Source organism: Hydrogenophaga sp. ZJX-1 (genome assembly GCF_048590325.1).
Classification (GTDB): Bacteria; Pseudomonadota; Gammaproteobacteria; order Burkholderiales; family Burkholderiaceae_C; genus Hydrogenophaga.
In genome coordinates this window covers 1-18,980 of sequence record NZ_JBMBRA010000003.1, presented here as the reverse complement: position 1 = coordinate 18,980, position 18,980 = coordinate 1, and the positions used below count along the sequence as shown (strand labels likewise).

Annotated in this window: 13 protein-coding genes; 9 read left to right on the top strand and 4 right to left on the bottom strand. The window is 64.6% G+C overall.

Features of this window, described 5'->3' with window-relative positions; genetic code table 11:
* The first annotated feature begins 3 nt into the window (after positions 1-3).
* The 4 genes from ACN5W5_RS08935 to ACN5W5_RS08920 are packed head-to-tail and all read left to right on the top strand — an operon-like array spanning position 4 to position 4,469.
* Positions 4-1,365 carry a CpaF family protein gene (locus ACN5W5_RS08935; RefSeq protein WP_420048193.1) on the top strand — a complete coding sequence of 454 codons (1,362 nt, stop codon included), beginning with the start codon at positions 4-6 and terminating at the stop codon, positions 1,363-1,365.
* Between the two features lie 4 nt (positions 1,366-1,369).
* A complete protein-coding gene (locus tag ACN5W5_RS08930) occupies positions 1,370-2,347 on the top strand; it encodes a type II secretion system F family protein (RefSeq protein WP_420048192.1) in 978 nt (325 codons plus the stop codon).
* Positions 2,348-2,358: 11 nt separating this feature from the next.
* The gene (locus tag ACN5W5_RS08925; RefSeq protein ID WP_420048191.1) at positions 2,359-3,306 is read left to right on the top strand and encodes a type II secretion system F family protein; all 948 of its coding nucleotides are present in this window, start codon (positions 2,359-2,361) and stop codon (positions 3,304-3,306) included.
* A 20-nt stretch (positions 3,307-3,326) separates the two neighbouring features.
* The gene (locus tag ACN5W5_RS08920; RefSeq protein ID WP_420048190.1) at positions 3,327-4,469 is read left to right on the top strand and encodes a LytR C-terminal domain-containing protein; all 1,143 of its coding nucleotides are present in this window, start codon (positions 3,327-3,329) and stop codon (positions 4,467-4,469) included.
* A 161-nt stretch (positions 4,470-4,630) separates the two neighbouring features.
* On the opposite strand, the gene ACN5W5_RS08915 is transcribed toward ACN5W5_RS08920, so the two are convergent.
* The 4 genes from ACN5W5_RS08915 to ACN5W5_RS08900 form a co-directional block, all read right to left on the bottom strand.
* Positions 4,631-5,788 carry a tetratricopeptide repeat protein gene (locus ACN5W5_RS08915; RefSeq protein WP_420048189.1) on the bottom strand — a complete coding sequence of 386 codons (1,158 nt, stop codon included), beginning with the start codon at positions 5,786-5,788 and terminating at the stop codon, positions 4,631-4,633.
* A gap of 52 nt (positions 5,789-5,840) precedes the next feature.
* Positions 5,841-7,571, bottom strand: a complete 1,731-nt coding sequence (locus tag ACN5W5_RS08910; RefSeq protein ID WP_420048188.1) for a DUF4384 domain-containing protein — start codon at positions 7,569-7,571, stop codon at positions 5,841-5,843.
* A 29-nt stretch (positions 7,572-7,600) separates the two neighbouring features.
* Entirely contained in the window at positions 7,601-8,041 is a 441-nt protein-coding gene (locus ACN5W5_RS08905) for a hypothetical protein (RefSeq protein WP_420048187.1), read from the bottom strand.
* Between the two features lie 78 nt (positions 8,042-8,119).
* Positions 8,120-8,626: a hypothetical protein gene (locus ACN5W5_RS08900; RefSeq protein ID WP_420048186.1), complete on the bottom strand. Its 507-nt coding sequence runs from the start codon at positions 8,624-8,626 to the stop codon at positions 8,120-8,122.
* Positions 8,627-9,120: 494 nt separating this feature from the next.
* Between ACN5W5_RS08900 and ACN5W5_RS08895 the strand changes: the two genes are divergently transcribed.
* The 5 genes from ACN5W5_RS08895 to ACN5W5_RS08875 all read left to right on the top strand — a co-directional run.
* Entirely contained in the window at positions 9,121-9,900 is a 780-nt protein-coding gene (locus ACN5W5_RS08895) for a LuxR C-terminal-related transcriptional regulator (protein ID WP_420048185.1), read from the top strand.
* 298 nt (positions 9,901-10,198) lie between these two features.
* Positions 10,199-10,897 carry a response regulator transcription factor gene (locus tag ACN5W5_RS08890; RefSeq protein ID WP_420048728.1) on the top strand — a complete coding sequence of 233 codons (699 nt, stop codon included), beginning with the start codon at positions 10,199-10,201 and terminating at the stop codon, positions 10,895-10,897.
* A gap of 31 nt (positions 10,898-10,928) precedes the next feature.
* On the top strand, positions 10,929-12,401 hold the full coding sequence (locus ACN5W5_RS08885) for a sensor histidine kinase (protein ID WP_420048184.1): 1,473 nt from the start codon (positions 10,929-10,931) through the stop codon (positions 12,399-12,401).
* A 260-nt stretch (positions 12,402-12,661) separates the two neighbouring features.
* Positions 12,662-12,943, top strand: coding sequence for a hypothetical protein (locus ACN5W5_RS08880; protein WP_420048183.1), 282 nt, complete (start codon positions 12,662-12,664; stop codon positions 12,941-12,943).
* Positions 12,944-13,341: 398 nt separating this feature from the next.
* Positions 13,342-18,980, top strand: a 5,639-nt coding sequence (locus ACN5W5_RS08875; RefSeq protein WP_420048182.1) for a peroxidase family protein, incomplete at its 3' end; no start/stop codon positions are given.

The following is an 18,980-nucleotide window of genomic DNA, read 5'->3' as shown; positions in this document are numbered from 1 at the left end:
ATCATGAACCTGAGAGTCACAACCCCCGAACTGCGCAGCCCCACCCGCCTGAACGGGTCGGAGGAGGACGGCCGTGTTCCGACGTCGGGCGCGATGCAGTACCACGCCCTCAAGGACCAGTTGCATGCCCAGTTGCTCGGGCGCATTGATCTGGAGGTGATGGGCAGCATGAAGCCCGAGCGCCTGCGCGAGGAGCTGGGCATTCTGACCGAGCGTTTGCTGGTGGAATCGGGGGCGGCGCTGAACGCGCAGGAACGCAAGCGGATGGTGCTGGACATCCAGGACGAGATCATGGGCCTGGGCCCCCTGGAGCCGCTGCTGGCCGACCCCACGGTGTCGGACATTCTGGTGAACGGACCGAACCAGGTGTTCGTGGAGCGCCGGGGCAAGCTGGAGCTGACCGAGGTGGTGTTTTCCGACAGCGACCACCTGATGAAGATCATCGACAAGATCGTGTCGCGTATTGGCCGTCGCGTGGACGAATCGAGCCCCATGGTGGACGCGCGACTGCCGGATGGTTCGCGCGTGAACGCGATCATTCCCCCGCTCGCGCTGGACGGCCCGCTGCTGTCCATTCGCCGCTTTGCCGTCGTGCCGCTCACGATCCGCGACCTGATCGACAAACGTTCGCTCACGCCCATGCTGGCCGAATTGCTCTCGGCCATGGTGAAGGCGAAGATGAACGTTGTGATCTCGGGCGGCACCGGAACCGGCAAGACGACCTTGCTCAATGTGCTGTCGGCGTCCATCCCGCACCACGAACGCATCGTGACGATCGAAGATGCCGCTGAACTGCAGTTGCAGCAGCCGCATGTGGTGCGCCTGGAGACGCGCCCGCCCAACATCGAAGGCAAGGGCGAAGTGGACCAGCGCGCGCTGGTGCGCAACAGCCTGCGCATGCGGCCGGACCGCATCATCCTGGGCGAGGTGCGTGGTGCCGAGGTGCTGGACATGTTGCAGGCCATGAACACCGGCCACGAGGGGTCCATGGTCACGGTGCACGCCAACAGCCCACGCGATGCACTGACCCGCCTGGAAAACATGTCGGGCTATGGCGGCGCGGTGATCTCGCAGGACGCGATGCGCCAGCAGATCAGTTCGGCCATCAACGCGGTGATCCAGATCGCGCGGCTCAACGATGGCCGCCGCAAGCTCATCAGCCTGCAGGAAATCACCGGCATGGAGGGTGAGGTCATCACGATGCAGGAGGTCTACCGCTTCACGCAAACGGGTGTGGAACCCGATGGGACGGTCGCGGGCCATTTCCGTGCGACCGGGGTGCGGCCCAAGTTCATGGAGCGCCTCAAGAGCTACGGACTGCAGGTGTCCGAGTCGACCTTCGACCCTTCACTGATCTACGAGTGATGTCATGAACCTGAGTTTTGCCCTGTTCGTGGTGGTGGGTTTTGTGGCCGTGGTGCTGCTGATCGAGGGCTTGTTCGTCTACTGGAGCGACACCAAGAGCCCCGAGGTGCGCCGGGTGAGCGAGCGCCTGCGGGCGATCTCGGCCGGTGGGCACAGCGATGCCACGGAGCTCAAGCTGCTCAAGCAGCGCATGCTCAGCGACAGCCCGACGATGCAGCGGCTGCTGCTGCGCGTGCCGCGCGTCCAGCATGTGGACCGGCTGATGCAGCAGGCCGGCGACAGCAACACGGTGTCGCACCTGCTGTCGATGTGCGGCATCTTCGGGATCGCGGGCCTGCTGGTTGGATTGCTGCTGCGCTGGCCCTGGTACAGCACGCTGGCGCTGGCGCTGGGGCTGGGCGTGTTGCCGATGTTGTGGCTGATCCGGCGCCGCAACAAACGGCTGCAGAAGATCGAGGTGCAACTGCCCGACGCCCTGGGCCTCATTTCGCGCGCTTTGCGCGCTGGTCATTCGTTTCCGTCGACCCTCAGCATGGTGGGCGCCGAAGCGCCAGAACCCATCGCGGGGGAATTCCGCATCACCTCCGACGAAATCGGCTTCGGGGTCTCGATCGACAACGCGCTCAACAACCTGGCCACGCGTGTGCCCAGTCCCGACATGAGTTACTTCGCCATGGCGGTGATCATCCAGCGTGAAACCGGGGGCAACCTGTCGGAATTGCTGGCCAAGCTCTCGGAACTGGTGCGCGAGCGCTTCAAGCTGTTCGCCAAGGTGCGTGTGCTGGCCGCCGAAGGCAAGCTCTCGGCCTACATCCTGACGGGCCTGCCGTTTTGCGTGGCACTGGCCATCAACATCCTGAACCCCAAGTACCTGTCGGTGCTGTTCACCGATCCGGCGGGCATCCTGGTGGTGTACGGGGCGTTGACCATGATGGTCATCGGCATTTTCGTCATGTGGCGGATCATCGACATCAAGGTCTGAGGACGACTCCCATGAACACGCAATGGATACTTCTTGGGCTGGTGTTTCTGGCGGTGGCCGGGTTCACGCTCGGTCTGACCCAATGGCTGAACCGGGACGAGGCGGTCAGACGCCGCCTGGGCGACATCACCGACCATCGGCCTCCCGATGATCTGGGCCTGGAAGGCAACGCGGAATGGCACGCCAAGGTGGTGAAGGTCGTGGGCCCCATGGCCCGGCTCTCGACGCCCAAGGAAGGGTGGGAGGCGTCCAGCCTGCGTGTGCGCTTCATGCAGGCGGGGTTGCGCGAAGCGTCATGGCCGGCGCTCTTTTTCGCGACCAAAACGGTGCTGGCGCTGGGCATGCCCGGCTTGCTGATGCTGTATGCCGGTCTGCGCAATGTGTCCCTGGAGCTCAACACGGGGCTGCTGCTGCTGCTCTTGCTGGTGGCCTTCGGGTACTACCTGCCGAACGCCGTGCTGGCGCACATGGTGGCCCAACGGCGGGAGAGCCTGCAGAACGCGCTGCCGGACGCGCTGGATTTGATGATCGTCTGCGTGGAAGCCGGTCTGGGCTTGGATGCGGCCATGAACCGGGCCGCCAGTGAGATCGGCATGCGCAGCGAGGCGCTGTCGGACGAGTTGAACCTGCTCGCGCTGGAGCTGCGCATGGGTGTCAAGCGGGAGCTGGCTTTGCGCAACCTGGCGCTGCGCTCGGGTGTGGACGACATTTCGTCGTTTGTGGCCATGCTGGTGCAGGCCGATCGGTTTGGCACCAACGTGGCCGAGGCCTTGCGCATTCAGGCCGAAACGATGCGGACGCACCGCCGTTTGCGCGCTGAAGAGCGCGCGGCCAAGATTCCGTTGAAGCTGCTGTTCCCCCTGATCTTTTTCATTTTCCCGTCGCTCATGGTCGTGCTGATGGGCCCCGCCATGATCAGCATTTACCGCGTGTTGTTGCCCACCATGGGCGGTCGTTGACTTTGACAGGAGGTATCACCATGAAGCTCAAGACATGGGCATCGGTTTCCATTTTGGGCAGCCTGATGGGTTGCTCCAGCATGTTGCCGGGCACCTTGAACGGCACCCCGAACGCGCGCCCCGGCGCACCGGTTCCGGTGAAGATGGCGCCTGTGCCTGCGGTCGTTACGGCGATGGCGGAGCACGAGGTGCTGTATGTCACCGGGCGCTCTGCGCATGGTGCTGGGCACTTTGCCCGCGCGGTGGCGTATTACGAACGAACGCTGACCCTCAAGCCGGACCACCTGGGTGCCCTGAACGCGCTGGGCGTGTTGCATGCGCAGGCGGGACGAATCGCCGAGGCGCTGGCCTTGTTCGACCGGGCGCGCGTGCTCGACCCCATGGCCGCCCATGTCCACAACAACATGGGCTACGCGCTGCTGAGTGCCAACCGGCTCAAGGAAGCCGAACTCAGGCTGCGGGTGGCCCGTGAGCTGGACCCGAACAGCCTGCAGATTCTTGAGAACCTCGATCTGCTGGCGAAAGCCCAGATCGAGCACGACGAGCGCAACCGGCAGGCGCCGCAGGGCGTGCAGGCTGGAGGGGCTGACGCCTTGCCGGACGCGGACCATGCCTCGGGGCCGCAGCTGGTGACCGTGGCGCCCCATGTGTTTGAGCTTCGCACCGCGGGGCCACAAGCCATCGAAGCGCTGGCCAGGGCACAGACGAAGGCCGTTGAGTTGTCCGCGGGTGAACAGGAGGCGCTGCCGCAAGCCCTGGCCCTGCGCCGGGAGCTTGCCATCGAGAGCTCAACGGTGGACCGGGCGGAGCAACACCGCCCGGCACGGATAGAAGTCTCGAACGGCACAGGCGCGACCCGTCTGGCCCGGCGCACGGCGGACAAACTGGCACCGGCGGGCATCTTTGCCACCCGACTGACCAATGCCCCTTCCTTTCAGCAGTCACAGACCCGGATCCAGTACCTGGCCGGCCTGGAGCCGGTGGTGGGCGCGCTCCTGGCTTCGTTGCCCATGCCGGTCCAGACGGTGAAAGTGGCTGCGATGGGGGGTGGGACGCAGGTACGCCTGGTGCTGGGACACGATGGTGCGGGCAAGGCGATCGCGCTCTGGGCCCAACCCGACACCAGCCGTCTGGCAACGGCGGGGTTGAAGCTCAATCTCTGAGAAGAAACACCCCCGCCGCGCTTTGCGCGACCCCGCGCCATGGGGCTGTGGGCCGCGGCTCGCGGCCTGCAAGGCGCACTGGCCGTCCGGCAAAGCCGGCCCGGCGGTGCCCTGGGCTGGACCGTTTCACGCGCTGCGGGCGCGCTCGGCGCCGCGACCTTTCACGGGATGCGGTTGCGCCAGACTTCGGGCAGGAAGTCGATCAGCGGTGTCACTTCGCGCTGCAACTGGCGCTGGCCGCTGCCCATGCGCCGGCTGGGTGTTTCCTGTGAGAGGTCCAGTTCGCCGAGCTGCTTGATCCAGGCCACGTCCAGGCCCCCGTTGACCAGCGGGCGGGAAAAGATCAGGGCCAACATGCGCCTGGCTTCGACGCTGCCCTGTGCTTCGGCGAGGCGGTAGTAGCGGATGGCTTCGGTGTAGTTGACCGGCGTGCCTTCCCCCCGGTGGTGGCGCCGGGCCTGATTCAGCAGTTCCAGTGGCAGGCGCGATGCATCGGGCTGAGGCTTCCGGGGGGGCTGCAACTGGTCGGCCACGATGGCGGCGTTGGTGCCCGCCACGACCGATTTCGGCGCAGCGGCGCGGAAGTACTGCAGGGCTTCGGTGTCGCGCCCGGCCGCCATGCTTTCCATGCCGAGTTCGATCAGGGCATGCACGTCGCCGGCCCGCGCCGCCCGCTGCAGCAGGGCTCTCGCCGGGAGCGGTTCGTCGATGGCGTCGGTGTCCACGCCTGGCCGGGCCAGGCGCAAGGGCGCCAGACGGGCGGCCACGAGCCATTCGAGGTACTGGGCGCGGGCCAGGTGGGTGCGGCGCAGCGGTGCCAGCCACTTGCGGGCCGCCGCCGGGTTGGCCGGACCCTGACAACCGTCGATCTCGCACCAGGCGAGCCCGGCCAGCGCGATGCCAGCGTTCTGCTGGTGTGCCCGTTCGAACCACTTCTGCGCCTCGCCACTGTCTTGCGGCACACCGGCGCCGTGCAGGTGGATCAGACCCAGTTGCCAGGCCGCCTGTCCAGCCGCCCGCGTGCGGCTGTTGGCGACGCGGCGCAAGGCCTCGAGTTCGGCCAGCACCGCCGCGTCGGGCGCGTCCTGCAGGCGGATCGGCGCCTGGTTCAGAGGGGTGACCTCGATGGATTCAGACGGAATGGGTGCGGCCTCGATCGGCGCGGCCTCCAGGGGTTCCGCTCTGATCGGCGCTCCAGCGGGGACGGGACCGGTGGCCAGGGCGAGCGGGACCACCGCCGAGAGCAGCAACGAAGTGAAAACGCGACGCAGCCGGCGCGCCGGTTGTGCGCCGCTGCGGGCGGTGGGCTGGGGTCCCATGGGATCGGATGCCGTGCGAAGCCGAAGGTGTGCCGTCGCTCTGCCAGCCGGCTCAACGCTTGGCCCCGGCTGGCGCTGGTGCGGGGGCCGCCACCGGCACGACACGCTTGGGCGTCACCCGCCACTGCATGCGCTGCTTCGCAAACGGCATGCCGCCTTCGGTGGCCTGGCTGAACGCGGCTTCGATGCTGTCCATGCCGCTCATGCCGGCGATCACCGCCAGACCCGGCGCCTGCATGTTCTCGGGCAGGCGGGGCAGCACGTCTTCGCCCGTGGCGAAACACATCACCGCTTCTTCGCCCGGCTGGCCGGCGTCCAGCACAAAGCCGGGGCTGGGGACCATCCAGTCGGGGATGCGCACGGTCTGGTTGGCCGACACCAGCGACGAGGGGTTGGTCGCGTTGGGCAGCAGGCGGATCATGCCGCCCTGCGAGGCCTGCATGTAGCAGTAGAGGTGCGAAGCGCGCGACACCGTGGCCGAGAGGAAGATCTGCGTGCCTTGCTCGAACACCGTCTTGTCGGCCACCAGGTTCTCGATCTGCAGGTTCAGGTGCAGCGGGTCGGCTTCTGCGCCCAGCGCGGGGCCCGTGGGGGCCGCGGTGACCTGGCCATCGGCCACGCTGGGGATCGCGGGCTCGGTGTTCCCCGTGTTCCAGCCCACGCGCAGCAACTGGCCCTTGTCACCCAGGGTCACATAGTTTCTCAGGGCCCGTTCGTAGGTCATGAAATCCACCACGCCGTTGACCACCATGCCCTGGTCGGCCTGGTACTTGGCGATGGCGGCTCGCACGGTGGGGTGGTTGACCGGCAGCTTCACGGTTTCCGTGGTCAGGTAGCCACCGCTGCGCAGCGACTTCATCACCAGCGCCTGCTGCACCGCCGTCGCACCTTCGTCGTGCCAGTCACGCAGCTGGCGCTGGAAGTCCGGATGGTTCTGTTCCAGCGTCAGGCATTGCCAGTAGGGCACGCGTGCCCACTTGCCGGCCAGCTCGATCATCGCCAGTTCGACCAGGGTGCGCACGGCGGCGCCCGAACCCTGCGTGTAGTCGCGCCCGACGTTGAATTGCCAGCCGTAGTCGCCGATGCGACCCGCGAGGTCCAGCCCCTGTCCACCGGCACCCACGATCACTTCGTTGGCCGAATCGAGTCCCGGAATGAGCGTGCGCGAGCGGAAATCACCCAGGTGCAGCTCCATGCCGATGATGGTGGCGCTCTTGTCCCGGCTGTAGCCGGTCTCCAGGCGCGAGGCCGAGGTGCCCACGTCGAAACGGTTGTTGATCACGTTCTGGTCGACGAAGGCCACCGCCCCCGAGACATAGAGTGCCGGGCGCTGCAGCCGGATCTGGTTGTTGTTGAGCAGGATGGTGGTGAGGTTCTGCACCGTGTCCTGGCGGGCAATGTCCACCTCGAAGTCGACGTACCTGAACGCATTGCTCAGGCGCGACATCTGCGAGATGGCGGTGATGATCATGTCCTTGGTCGCGACGGGGACGCGCCCGGAAAAATCGGGGATCTGTTTGCTGGTGATCAGGGTGGTGGGGATCTGGGCATCACGGAAAAGCCGGTCCATGCACATGAGCGAGTCCGAGAAACTCGACAGTGAACGCACCGGCCGGGTGGCCGGACGGTCCAGCGCATGGGCATGGGACTGGTAGCGGGCGTCCTTGCGGGCGTCCATGGGTGTGGAGCAGCCACTCATCAGCAACGCGGTTGCCAGCAGTGATGCGATCAGGCGTCGCCCTGGTTGGCGCAGTGCCCGGGTGCCAATGTGCAGGATGTCCATGATGTCCTCGCCCTCTGGGTGTTTTCGTTTTATCGGCAGACGTTGACCAGGTCGCCGCGCAGAACCACAACCTGATCGCGCGCCTGCGGACCGTAACGCGTGCCCAGGCTGCCATCGGCGGCAGCGGTGCTGGAGCCAACCTCCTGCACACAGGTCTTTTGCAGACCCTCTGTCTGGACCGTGGTCACCACATCGCTGTCGGTGTAGATGGAGCCGTCTTCACCCGTCGCCGAATAGGCTTTGGCCACGTAGCGGTTGATGCGCGCACGCATCCAGGCAGGTATGTCGGTGGGGCCATCCATGCCGCCCGACTGCGGCCGTGGTGCGCCGGGCATGGCCACGTACTTGACGGGGCCGTTCAGTTGAATCGTGTCTTCGCCCGGCGCGCTGTGCGCCAGCTGGGCGCAGAGCAGGTTGACCATGGTGATGGTCAGCAGCCATTTCACCGCCCGCATCGGATTGCTTTTCATTGTTGTCCTCCTGAAGTCATGGAATCAGAAGACAGCGCCCCCCGCACAGACGCAGGGGGCGTTGGAGCAGGGGGACGTTCAGTGGCCGGGGCCGCCGTGGCTTGCGGCTGTCGGCTTGCAGGCCACGCAGCCGTTGTTGCTGGCGATGTTCTGGATCGCCTTGGTGCCTGCCGTCGCCACGTTGACGACGCCGGAACGGTCCAGCGCGGTGATCTGCCACGACTTGCCATCAATGGTCACGTTGCCAATGTTGGACGACACGTTCTGGCTGGCGTAGGCCTCGTCACCCAGTGCGAGGTTGGCCACGACCGAGCCACGGGCGGCGGTCAGCTGCAGCGATTCGCCTCCGCTTTCAACCGTCACGTTGCCGGAGTTGCTCGACACGTTTTGCTGTGCATAGGCGTCTTGGCCGTTGGCCAGGTTCATGAAGAGGGAAGAGGTGGCGGCCACGGCCTGGAACGACTTCCCGTCGATGACGATTTCCGGGCATTCCGAGCAAGTGTCCCCGCCGCCGCCGCCGCCACTGCCTCCAGCGAAGGCAGAAGTGGCAAGGGCTGCGAAAGCGATGATGGCAAGCTTTTTCATGATGGTTCCTCAATAAGTGGATTCACATTACCCAGGTGGTTCGGAGGATTCCTGGCCACCAGCCTGATCGACTCGGCCAGGCGGGCATGCTGTCCTGGAGGACTTGGGCTGCCCGTCTGGCGTTGTCTGGCTCCAGTGTGGGCAGGGGACGAAATTGCAACCAGCGTCACAAATGACTACTGCATTTGTCGGGGTGTGTCCACATGCCGGGGCTGCCCGGATCCCTTGTCAGCGCCCGGAATCTGCGGTTTCTGAACGTTCTGAAGGGGCTGTACGACGGTGTGAGAAGTAACTAGTTTCTAAATGAAACAGAAGAAACATTACGAAAGTAAGATGTAAAAATACATCGGTCTGTATCAAATTCGCTGTTTCGGTGAGGCCAAAAGCACACGAAAGCGGCGTCCTTTGGCTCGCTGGCTCCGTAACAAAAAGATTTTGTAGCGTCCAACACGGCTGATTACCTGGCCAGGCCAGCAGCACCCAAGGGGGCACTCATGGAGATCTTCAACAAATTCGATCCAACGTCGGAGGCCGGTCCGCGGCCCGCGTCCCGCACCGCAGGCAGTGCCTTTGCGATGCGCGACAACCCACCCTCGATCTGGCCGGACTTTCTGGTGGGGCAGACGGAACAACCGGCGCGGGTTCTGCTGGTGGACGACGACCCGCTGGTGCGCCATGTGATGGCCCAGGAGTTGTTGGCCGATGACCGGATCACCTTGGTTGCTCAGGCGGGCAGTGTGCGCGAGGGGCGCCGCAAGATCGCCTTGCATGCGTTCGACGTGCTGCTGGTGGACCTCAACCTGGGCGACGGCACGGGGTTCGACCTGATCGAACTCGCCAAGCGAAGCCGGCCGGGTGTCGAAGTGGTGGTGATCTCCGCCATCGAAGACGAGCCGCAGGTGCTGCATGCCTTTGAGCTGGGCGCCACGGGCTACCTGCTCAAGAACGCCTGGTTCGGCAACGTTCCGCAGGCGGTGCTCCAGGTGGTCAATGGGGGCGCCTCGATCACACCGAGTCTGGCGCGGCGCCTGTTGCACCGGCTGGATCCGCGCGATGCCGGGCAAACCGGCCCGGTCAACCGAACGAAGCTGTCCAGCCGCGAGTGCGAGGTGTTGAAGATGGTGGCCTCGGGCTACACCAGCGCCGAGATCGGGGGGCGGCTCGGCATCAGCGTGCGGACCGTGAGCGCGCATGTGCGCAGCATCTACAGCAAGCTGCAGGTCAAGACCCGCGCGCAGGCCGTCAGCTACGCCTCCGACCGTGGGTTGATATGAAGCGGCGTTCATGCGCCGCGGGCCCATGGACCCGAGCTGAACCAGGTTGAGGGTGCCAGCACGGGCAACGGAACGGCGGAGGGACGGTCCTCAAAATGGATGAAAGCCAATGGTCCCGCATTGAGCGGACGCAAGTGCAAGGCGATAAATTTCGTTCTAATTTGAGGCGCTGGAGCCATGCTTGAAACAATCACCGTATGAGGGATGTATGGACGCAACGAACACAACCTGCGCGCCACCGACGCCGTCGGGTGTCAAGCACATAGCCTTTTTGAACCGTTCCGGCAACGCCTTTGCGATGCGCGACAACCCGCCCTCGATCTGGCCGGACTTTCTGGTGGGACAGACGGAACAACCGGCGCGGGTTCTGCTGGTGGACGACGATCCGCTGGTGCGCCATGTGATGGCCCAGGAGTTGTTGGCCGATGACCGGATCACCCTGGTCGACCAGGCGGGCAGTGTGCGCGAGGGGCGCCGCAAGATCGCCCAGCATGCGTTCGACGTGCTGCTGGTGGACCTCAACCTGGGCGACGGCACGGGGTTCGACCTGATCGAGCTTGCCAAGCGGAGCCGGCCGGGTGTCGAAGTGGTGGTGATCTCCGCCATCGAGGACGAACCGCAGGTGCTGCATGCCTTTGAGTTGGGCGCCACGGGCTACCTGCTCAAGAACGCCTGGTTCGGCAACTTTCCGCAGGCGGTGCTCCAGGTGGTCAATGGGGGCGCCTCGATCACACCGAGTCTGGCGCGGCGCCTGTTGCACCGCCTGGATTCGCGCGATGCCGGGCAAACCGGCCCGGTCAACCGAACGAAGCTGTCCAGCCGCGAGTGCGAGGTGTTGAAGATGGTGGCCTCGGGCTACACCAGCGCCGAGATCGGGGGCCGGCTCGGCATCAGCGTGCGGACCGTGAGCGCGCATGTGCGCAGCATCTACAGCAAGCTGCAGGTCAAGACCCGCGCGCAGGCCGTCAGCTACGCCTCCGATCGCGGGTTGATATGAGGCGCATTGCACACACCGGCTGCGATGGCCCATGCTGAACAGCATCACGAGCCCGGGGACCCGCATCTGGGCGGCCTCGGTGATCGCGTTGACGCTGTCGGCCCTCGTGGAGATCCTGGCGCCCCGCTTTCTTGAGGAAGGGCTGGCACCGGCCCGGCTGTTGCACCATGCGACCTGGGCATTGAGCCTGCTGGCGGGGCTGATCGCTGTGGTCGCCACCGTGAAGCTGCCATACCGCGCAGAACCTGGCGAACGCCGACCGCAAGACCTGGCCATGGTGGTCAATGCGCTGATCTGGCTCGTGCTAGCGTTGATCGCTGCCTGGTCGGGTTTGGCCAGCCATACCGATGTCTCGGGCCTGGCGACCCACATCGCCTACCAGCTGGCGGTGGCCGCCGTCGCCTATCTGCTGCTGGTCAGCATCTCGGCACCGTCGGTGCGTGCGAGAGCGCTCTGGCTGGCGCACGCCGTCACGGGTCTGGCGCTGCTGGCTTGGAGCTTTGGCGGCCCCGGAGGAAACGACCTCAGCTACCTGGCGTGGAAGGTGTTCAATGTGGTGTTCTTTGCCAGCATGTTTTTCGCATTGCGCCAGCACCTGCTTCGCAGCGGTGGACTGCATGCCTGGCTGGTGTTCGGAGCCAGTCTGCTGGCCCTGGGGATCGGGCTGAACGACATGGTCTATGCCCGGGCGTGGGACTTGGCCGTCACCTGGACGCACTACGTCTTTGCGGGCTACCTGCTGATGATGTGGATGCTGATCACGGGGCGTGTGGGTGTCAGGGGAGGCGCTCCGCGGTGGGACGAGGCCTTGACCAGGGAACCTTTGCAGGGCACCGGCGCAGGCAGCCAGGAGCTTCCTCCGGACCCGGTATCGGACGCGGGATCGAGCGACGTGGTGGCACAGGAACGCAGCCGCATTGCCCGGGAACTGCACGATGGCGTGGGTTCCCAGATCGTGAGCCTGCTCTCGGCCCTGGACCGCAGCGTGCCCCAGCAGCGGGAGATGGCGTCGGCCCTGGAGCAATGTCTCGTGGACATCAAGCTGCTGGTGGACGCGATCGAGGACAAGGGCGAAAGTGTCCTTGATTCGCTGGGCCGCCTGCGCTACCGCGTGCAACATGCGCTGGACCAGTTGGGCATCCGCATGGTGTGGGCGGTGGATGTGGACGGGCCGTTGGAGCAGGTGTGCCACGAGCGCAGCCGACAGGTCCTGCGCATCACGCAGGAGTGCCTGGCCAACGTCATGCGGCATTCGCAAGCCACCACCGTGTGGGTGAGCTGTCGCTACCTGCCCGAGCCGAATGCCCTGTTTCTCTCGATCCGGGACGATGGACGGGGACTGGAACAAGGAGAGGGTGCCGGCGTGGGCAACGGTCTGGCCGGCATGCAGCGCCGGGCGTCGGAAATGGGCGCACGGCTGGACATCTTCGGCGAAGCTGGCCAGGGCACCTGCGTCGAGCTCACGCTGCCCTTGGTGCCGATGGCGACGCGTTCAGTCGCCTGATTCGTCAGTGGGGCCCGCCAGGAGCGGTTCTTTGAGGGCCTGGTTCCCGGCCGCATGGGCTCTGCCGCATTCGATTCAGGTTTCCTGCCTGAAACAATCGCAATTCAAGAAACCACGATATCAATAGGTCTTTATGGGCTCGTTGGTATTTTCCAGGCCGCATGGATGGCTCCGGCCTGCTGCATGGCATTAAAGCCATGTTGGCGGGATGGATTATTTATTGAGGCTCAGCCATTCATTGCCCGTCCGAGGTCGATCAAATGACCCTCAGTGAAAGTCAGTATTACGTCTTGATACATTTGATTCAAAATCACACTACCCAGTTTTCCCGGTTGTTCCGGAGGTTCACCAATGCGGATGAACTGTTACACAAGTTGCGCAGAGGCTTGAATTACAAGGAAAACAGGCTCATCAATCCGGGAGAAAGTGGGTGGCGCAACGGCGCCAAGGTGGGAGGCATTTTGGGTATTGAAGCCTTAAGAGACACATCTCACACTCTGCGCATCGCGGCACATATTGAAACAAGTGTGTGGATGCCGTGACCCAAGGCGGGAAGCCCGGCAGAACGGCAAAGACCGCATCAACCCACCAGGCGACGGTGGGGGATGCGAATGCCGGTTGACGATAGACCCATTGGACGCTGGCGGAAGCAGTCGGCGATTTCCCCGAGTCCAGCGGATTCGGTTTCCAAGGGGCCTTGATTGCCTACGATGGTCAAGCGTTTTCTGGCTGATAACAACGGCTTAAAAGCCCGTCGACGACGACACCTGATGGCCGAACTCATTTGTCATCTGACATGGAGTTAGGGCCGGTTGGGGATTCACATCCTATTTTTTAAATAAAACGATTCCGGCTGAAATGGCAGCAGGGTCGATAGCTTTCTGTTGTCCATTGTTTTGATATTTCCAATTAGCGTGGCAGGCGCGCAAAGGAGCTGAAAATGGCCTCATTCATCATATCGGATCTGGAATTCATTCTGGAACAGATCCTGATCGCGGAACGGCATGCGGCAGGGGAACCTTTGGTGACGCTCGTTCCGAGCACGGAGGTGTCCTTCGGATTGCGAACCGTTGATGGCTCCTTCAACCACCTGATACCGGATCAGACCGAGTTCGGCGCCGCCGACAACACATTTCCCCGCCTGCTGGATCCAGTCTTCCGAGACGATCAGGACGGCGACAGCATCGACCTCAACGGAGGGGCGCCAGGCGGCGTGTTGACCAACACCGACTACGCCTCGAGTGGTGATGTGGTCGATGCCGATCCCCGCCTGATCAGCAACCTGATTTCTGACCAGACCGCCAACAACCCGGCGGCCTATGCGGCCGCCTACGACGCGGGGCTGGACGGCATCCTGGGCGACAACCCGGACACCGTCGAAGACGAGAGCGCCGATGACGTCCTGAAAGATGGCGCCGAGCTGGTGAACGGCGTGCGGGCCGACGGCACGCCATTCCAGACCTTCTTCCTGCCGAACACCGCGCCCGACGAAGGATTGTCTCCACCGTTCAACGCCTGGATGACCTTTTTCGGCCAGTTCTTTGACCACGGTCTGGACCTGGTGAACAAAGGAGGCAGCGGCACGGTGTTTATCCCGCTGCAACCCGATGACCCGCTGTATGTCGAGGGCGGCAACACCAACTTCATGGTGGTGACCCGCGCGACGAATCAGCCTGGTGCAGACGGAGTTCTGGGCACGGCCGACGACATCCACGAACACACCAACACCACCTCACCCTTCGTCGACCAGAACCAGACCTACAGCTCGCACCCGTCGCACCAGGTGTTCCTGCGGGCCTACGAGTTCGACGCCAACGGCCGGCCGCAGGCCACCGGTGGCCTGATCGTCAACCGCGACCTGGGGGGCGACGGGATCTACGGCACCGCAGACGACGTGATCCTCGGCGGCATGGCGACCTGGGCGGTGGTGAAGGCGCAGGCACGCGACATCCTGGGCATCGAACTCACCGACCTCAATGCCTTGAGCGTGCCGCTGCTCGCCACCGACCAATACGGCAAGTTCATCCGCGGACCCAACGGCTTCCCGCAGGTGGTGATGGAGGGCGGCGCCCTGGTCGAGGGCAACCCGGCCGCACCGATCAGCGTGGTCAACGCGGTCAGCTCCGGCCACGCGTTCCTGGTCGACATCGCCCACACCGCCAATCCCGTCGATGGCCAGACCGGTGCCCCGCTGGTGGCCGACGCCGATACCGTGGCGGGTGGCCCGGTGGCGGCAGGCACCTACGACAACGAACTGCTGGACGCCCACTACATCGCGGGCGACGGCCGGGTCAATGAAAACATCGGCCTGACCACGGTGCACCACATCTTCCACTCCGAGCACAACCGCCTGGTCGAGCACACGAAAACGCAGCTGCTCGAGTCGGGCAACGTGGAATTCCTCAACAGCTGGTTGCTGACACCGGTGGACACCATTCCTGCCGACCCGTCCTCCCTGGTGTGGAACGGTGAGCGCCTGTTCCAGGCCGCGAAGTTCGGCACCGAGATGCAATACCAGCACCTGGTGTTCGAGGAGTTTGCGCGCACCATCCAGCCCAATGTGGACGCCTTCCTCGATTTCGACGCCACCATCGATCCGTCCATCGTGGCCGAGTTTGCGCACACGGTGTACCGCTTCGGCCACTCCATGCTGACCGAAACCATCGACCGGCTTGACCCGAACTTTGGCTCGACCGAGATCGGTCTGATCCAGGCTTTTCTCAACCCGCTGGAGTTCGCCGCCAGCGGCGCCACGCCCGACGAGGCTGCCGGTGCCATCGTGCGCGGCCTGACACGCCAGGTGGGCAACGAGATCGACGAGTTCGTGACCGAAGCGCTGCGCAACAACCTGCTGGGGCTGCCGCTGGACCTGCCCGCGATCAACATCGCGCGCGGTCGTGACGCCGGCATTCCCTCGTTGAACGCGGCCCGGCGCACCTTCTTTGAAGGCACCGGCGACAACCAGTTGCGTCCCTACGAGAGCTGGGCCGACTTCGTGCAGCACATCAAGCACCCCGAGTCGCTGATCAATTTCATTGCCGCCTACGGCACGCACGACAGCATCACATCGGCCACCACGATGGTGGACAAGCGCAACGCGGCCACGCTGCTGGTGCTGGGCGGTGCAGGCGAGCCGGCCGACCGCATCGATTTCCTCTACAGCACAGGCATCTGGGCCAGCGGTGTCGACGGTGTGACCACCACCGGCCTGGACGATGTCGACTTCTGGATCGGCGGTCTGGCCGAGCAGAAGATGCCCTTCGGCGGCATGCTCGGCTCCACCTTCAACTTTGTCTTTGAAACCCAGCTCGAAGCCCTGCAGAACGGTGATCGGCTCTACTACCTGCACCGCCTGGCCGGCACGAACTTCCTCTCCGAACTGGAAAACAATTCGTTCTCCAAGCTGATAATGCTCAACACCGATGCGGTGCACCTGCCGGCCCTGGTGTTCCAGACGCCCGGCCTGATCCTCGAAGTGAACCAGGGTTTCCAGTTCAATGGCGATCTCGGCAGTGCCGACCCGTTGGGCACCGATCCGCTGGTGCCGCTGGTCATCCGCGACAACCCGGCCACGGCGGGCCCCGACGGCAACTACCTGCAGTACACCGGCGATGAACATGTGGTGCTGGGTGGAACCAGCGGGAATGACATCCTCATTGCCAGCATCGGCGACGACACCATCTGGGGTGACGAAGGCAACGACCGCATCGAAGGTGGTCACGGCAACGACGTGATCGAAGCCGGAGCGGGCGATGACATCATCACCGACATTGGGGGGGACGACGTCATCAAGGGCGATACCGGCAACGACGTCATCAGTGGCGGCGCGGGCATCAATCTCATCCTGGCCGGTCCGGGCAAGGACTTCATCATCACCGGCGAAGACGAAACCGAGACCTTTGCCGGCACCGGCGACGACTTCATCCTCGGTTCCCGGCTTGATGCGTTCCCGTTTGGCAACGAAGGCAACGACTGGCTCGAACTGGGCCTGCAGGACGGCGCCGCGGGCGACAACTTCGACCCCTTCAACCAGGACAAGGTGATCGGTCACGATGTCTTCCTGGGCGACGGCGGTTTTGACGAAGCCCTGGGCGAAGGCGGTGACGACATCATCGTCGGCAGCGAAGGACCCGACAAATACGACGGCATGTCTGGCTTCGACTGGGTCACCTTCAAGGACGACCGGGCCGGTGTCAATGCCGACATGTTCAAGAGCGCGCTCAACGCCGCGCCGATACCGGCATCGTCCGCCGCCGTGGGCGCCCGGTTCGCGCAGGTCGAAGGCCTGTCCGGCTCGACCCATGCCGACATCCTGCGCGGCGACGATGTCGATGCGACGCAGATGGCGCTGGCCGGTTTCTACGGCAGCGTGCTGACCAACCTTGATCTCATTTCCGGCCTGCGCGATTTCCTCGGGTCGGCGGCGGCGGGCGCCGACGGCATCACCGGCAACGCGGACGACCGCTTCGATGCCGGCAACATCATCCTCGGCGGATCGGGCAGCGACATCATCGAAGGCCGCGGCGGCGACGACATCATCGACGGCGACCGCTGGCTCAACGTGCGCATCAAGGTGATGTCGAACAACGACGGTACAGGGACGGAGCTCGACAGTTACGACAGCATGATTCCCCTGATTCCGTTCATGCTGTCCGGCGCCATCAACCCCGGCCAGCTGGTGATCCAGCGCGAGATCCTCACGGGCGACAACAGCTACGACACGGCGGTGTTCTCGGGCAACATCGCAGACTACACCGTGGTCACGGTGGGTGGTGTGGACGGAGTGACCACGGTCACCCACAACGTGGACCCCGCCGTCGGTGGTGGGCTCCTGTCGGATGGGGTGGACCGCCTGACCAACATCGAACGGCTGCAGTTCAACGACGGCACGGTGCTGCTCTCCGGCACCAACCTCCAGCCCACGGGCCTGCTCGCGGTGTCGGACACCGCGCCTGTCGTGGGACAGACGCTCACCGTCAACCTGGGCAGCGTGGTCGATGGCGATGGCATCACCAACCCGGTGAGCTACATCTGGCAGGCGGAAACGGTGGCGGGCAGCGGCCTGTTCCGCGACATCGCGGGCCCCAACGGCGGCGCACCGACCGCGCTGGGAACGAGCTTCACCGTGACCGCGGATCTCCAGGGGGTCGCCCTGCGTGTCAAAGCCCATTTTGAGGGCGGCAACAGGGTGCTGGAGACGGTCTTTTCAGCGGCCACAGGTTCGGTGGGGGTCGGTACGCCGCCACCGGCCCCAGCGCCCCTGCTGAACGGGCCGCAGGATGGCGTCGTCAGCCCCGGCGTCCATTTCATCGGGTCCGATCTGCAGTTCATCCTGAACCAGATCAAGATCGCGGAGCGGCACGCGGCGGGAGAGAACTTGCTCGACCTGGTAGACAACCCGCGCATGGCGCAGGGTCTGCGCACGGTGGACGGCTCGTTCAACAACCTGGTGCAGGGTCAGTCCGAGTTCGGCGCGTCCGACAACACCTTCCCGCGCCTGCTGGAGCCCGACTTCCTCAACGAAGGCGATGACGCGCCATTTTTTGGTGTCACCAACAACGACTACGGGCTTTCGGAAAACGTGGTCGATTCCGATCCCCGCACCATCAGCAACCTGATCGTTGACCAGACGGCCAACAACCCGGCGGCCGTGGCGGCCGCGGCAGGCATTGACGGCGCGGGCCTGGTGAGTGGCACGCGTGCCGACGGCACACCGTTCGAGACCTTCTTCCTCCCGAACACGGCACCGGACGAAGGACTCTCCGCTCCGTTCAACGCCTGGATGACCTTCTTCGGTCAGTTCTTTGACCACGGACTGGATCTGGTGGCCAAGGGTGGCAATGGCACGGTGTTCATCCCGCTGCAGCCCGATGACCCGCTGTATGTGGAGGGCGGTACCACCAATTTCATGGTGGTGACCCGCGCGACGAATCAGCCTGGTGCAGACGGAGTTCTGGGCACGGCCGACGACATCCACGAACAAACCAACACCACCTCGCCCTTCGTCGATCAGAACCAGACCTACAGCTCGCACCCGTCGCATCAGGTGTTCCTGCGGGCCTACGAGTTCGACGCCAACGGCGAACCCCAGGCCACCGGTGGCCTGATCGTCAACCGCGATCTGGGTGGCGATGGCATCTACGGCACCGCAGACGACGTGATCCTCGGCGGCATGGCGACCTGGGCGGTCGTGAAGGCGCAGGCACGCGACATCCTGGGCATCGAACTCACCGACCTCAATGCCTTGAGCGTGCCGCTGCTCGCCACCGACCAATACGGCAAGTTCATCCGCGGACCCAACGGCTTCCCGCAGGTGGTGATGGAGGGCGGCGCCCTGGTCGAGGGCAACCCGGCCGCACCGATCAGCGTGGTCAACGCGGTCAGCTCCGGCCACGCGTTCCTGGTCGACATCGCCCACACCGCCAATCCCGTCGATGGCCAGACCGGTGCCCCGCTGGTGGCCGACGCCGATACCGTGGCGGGTGGCCCGGTGGCGGCAGGCACCTACGACAACGAACTGCTGGACGCCCACTACATCGCGGGCGACGGCCGGGTCAATGAAAACATCGGCCTGACCAC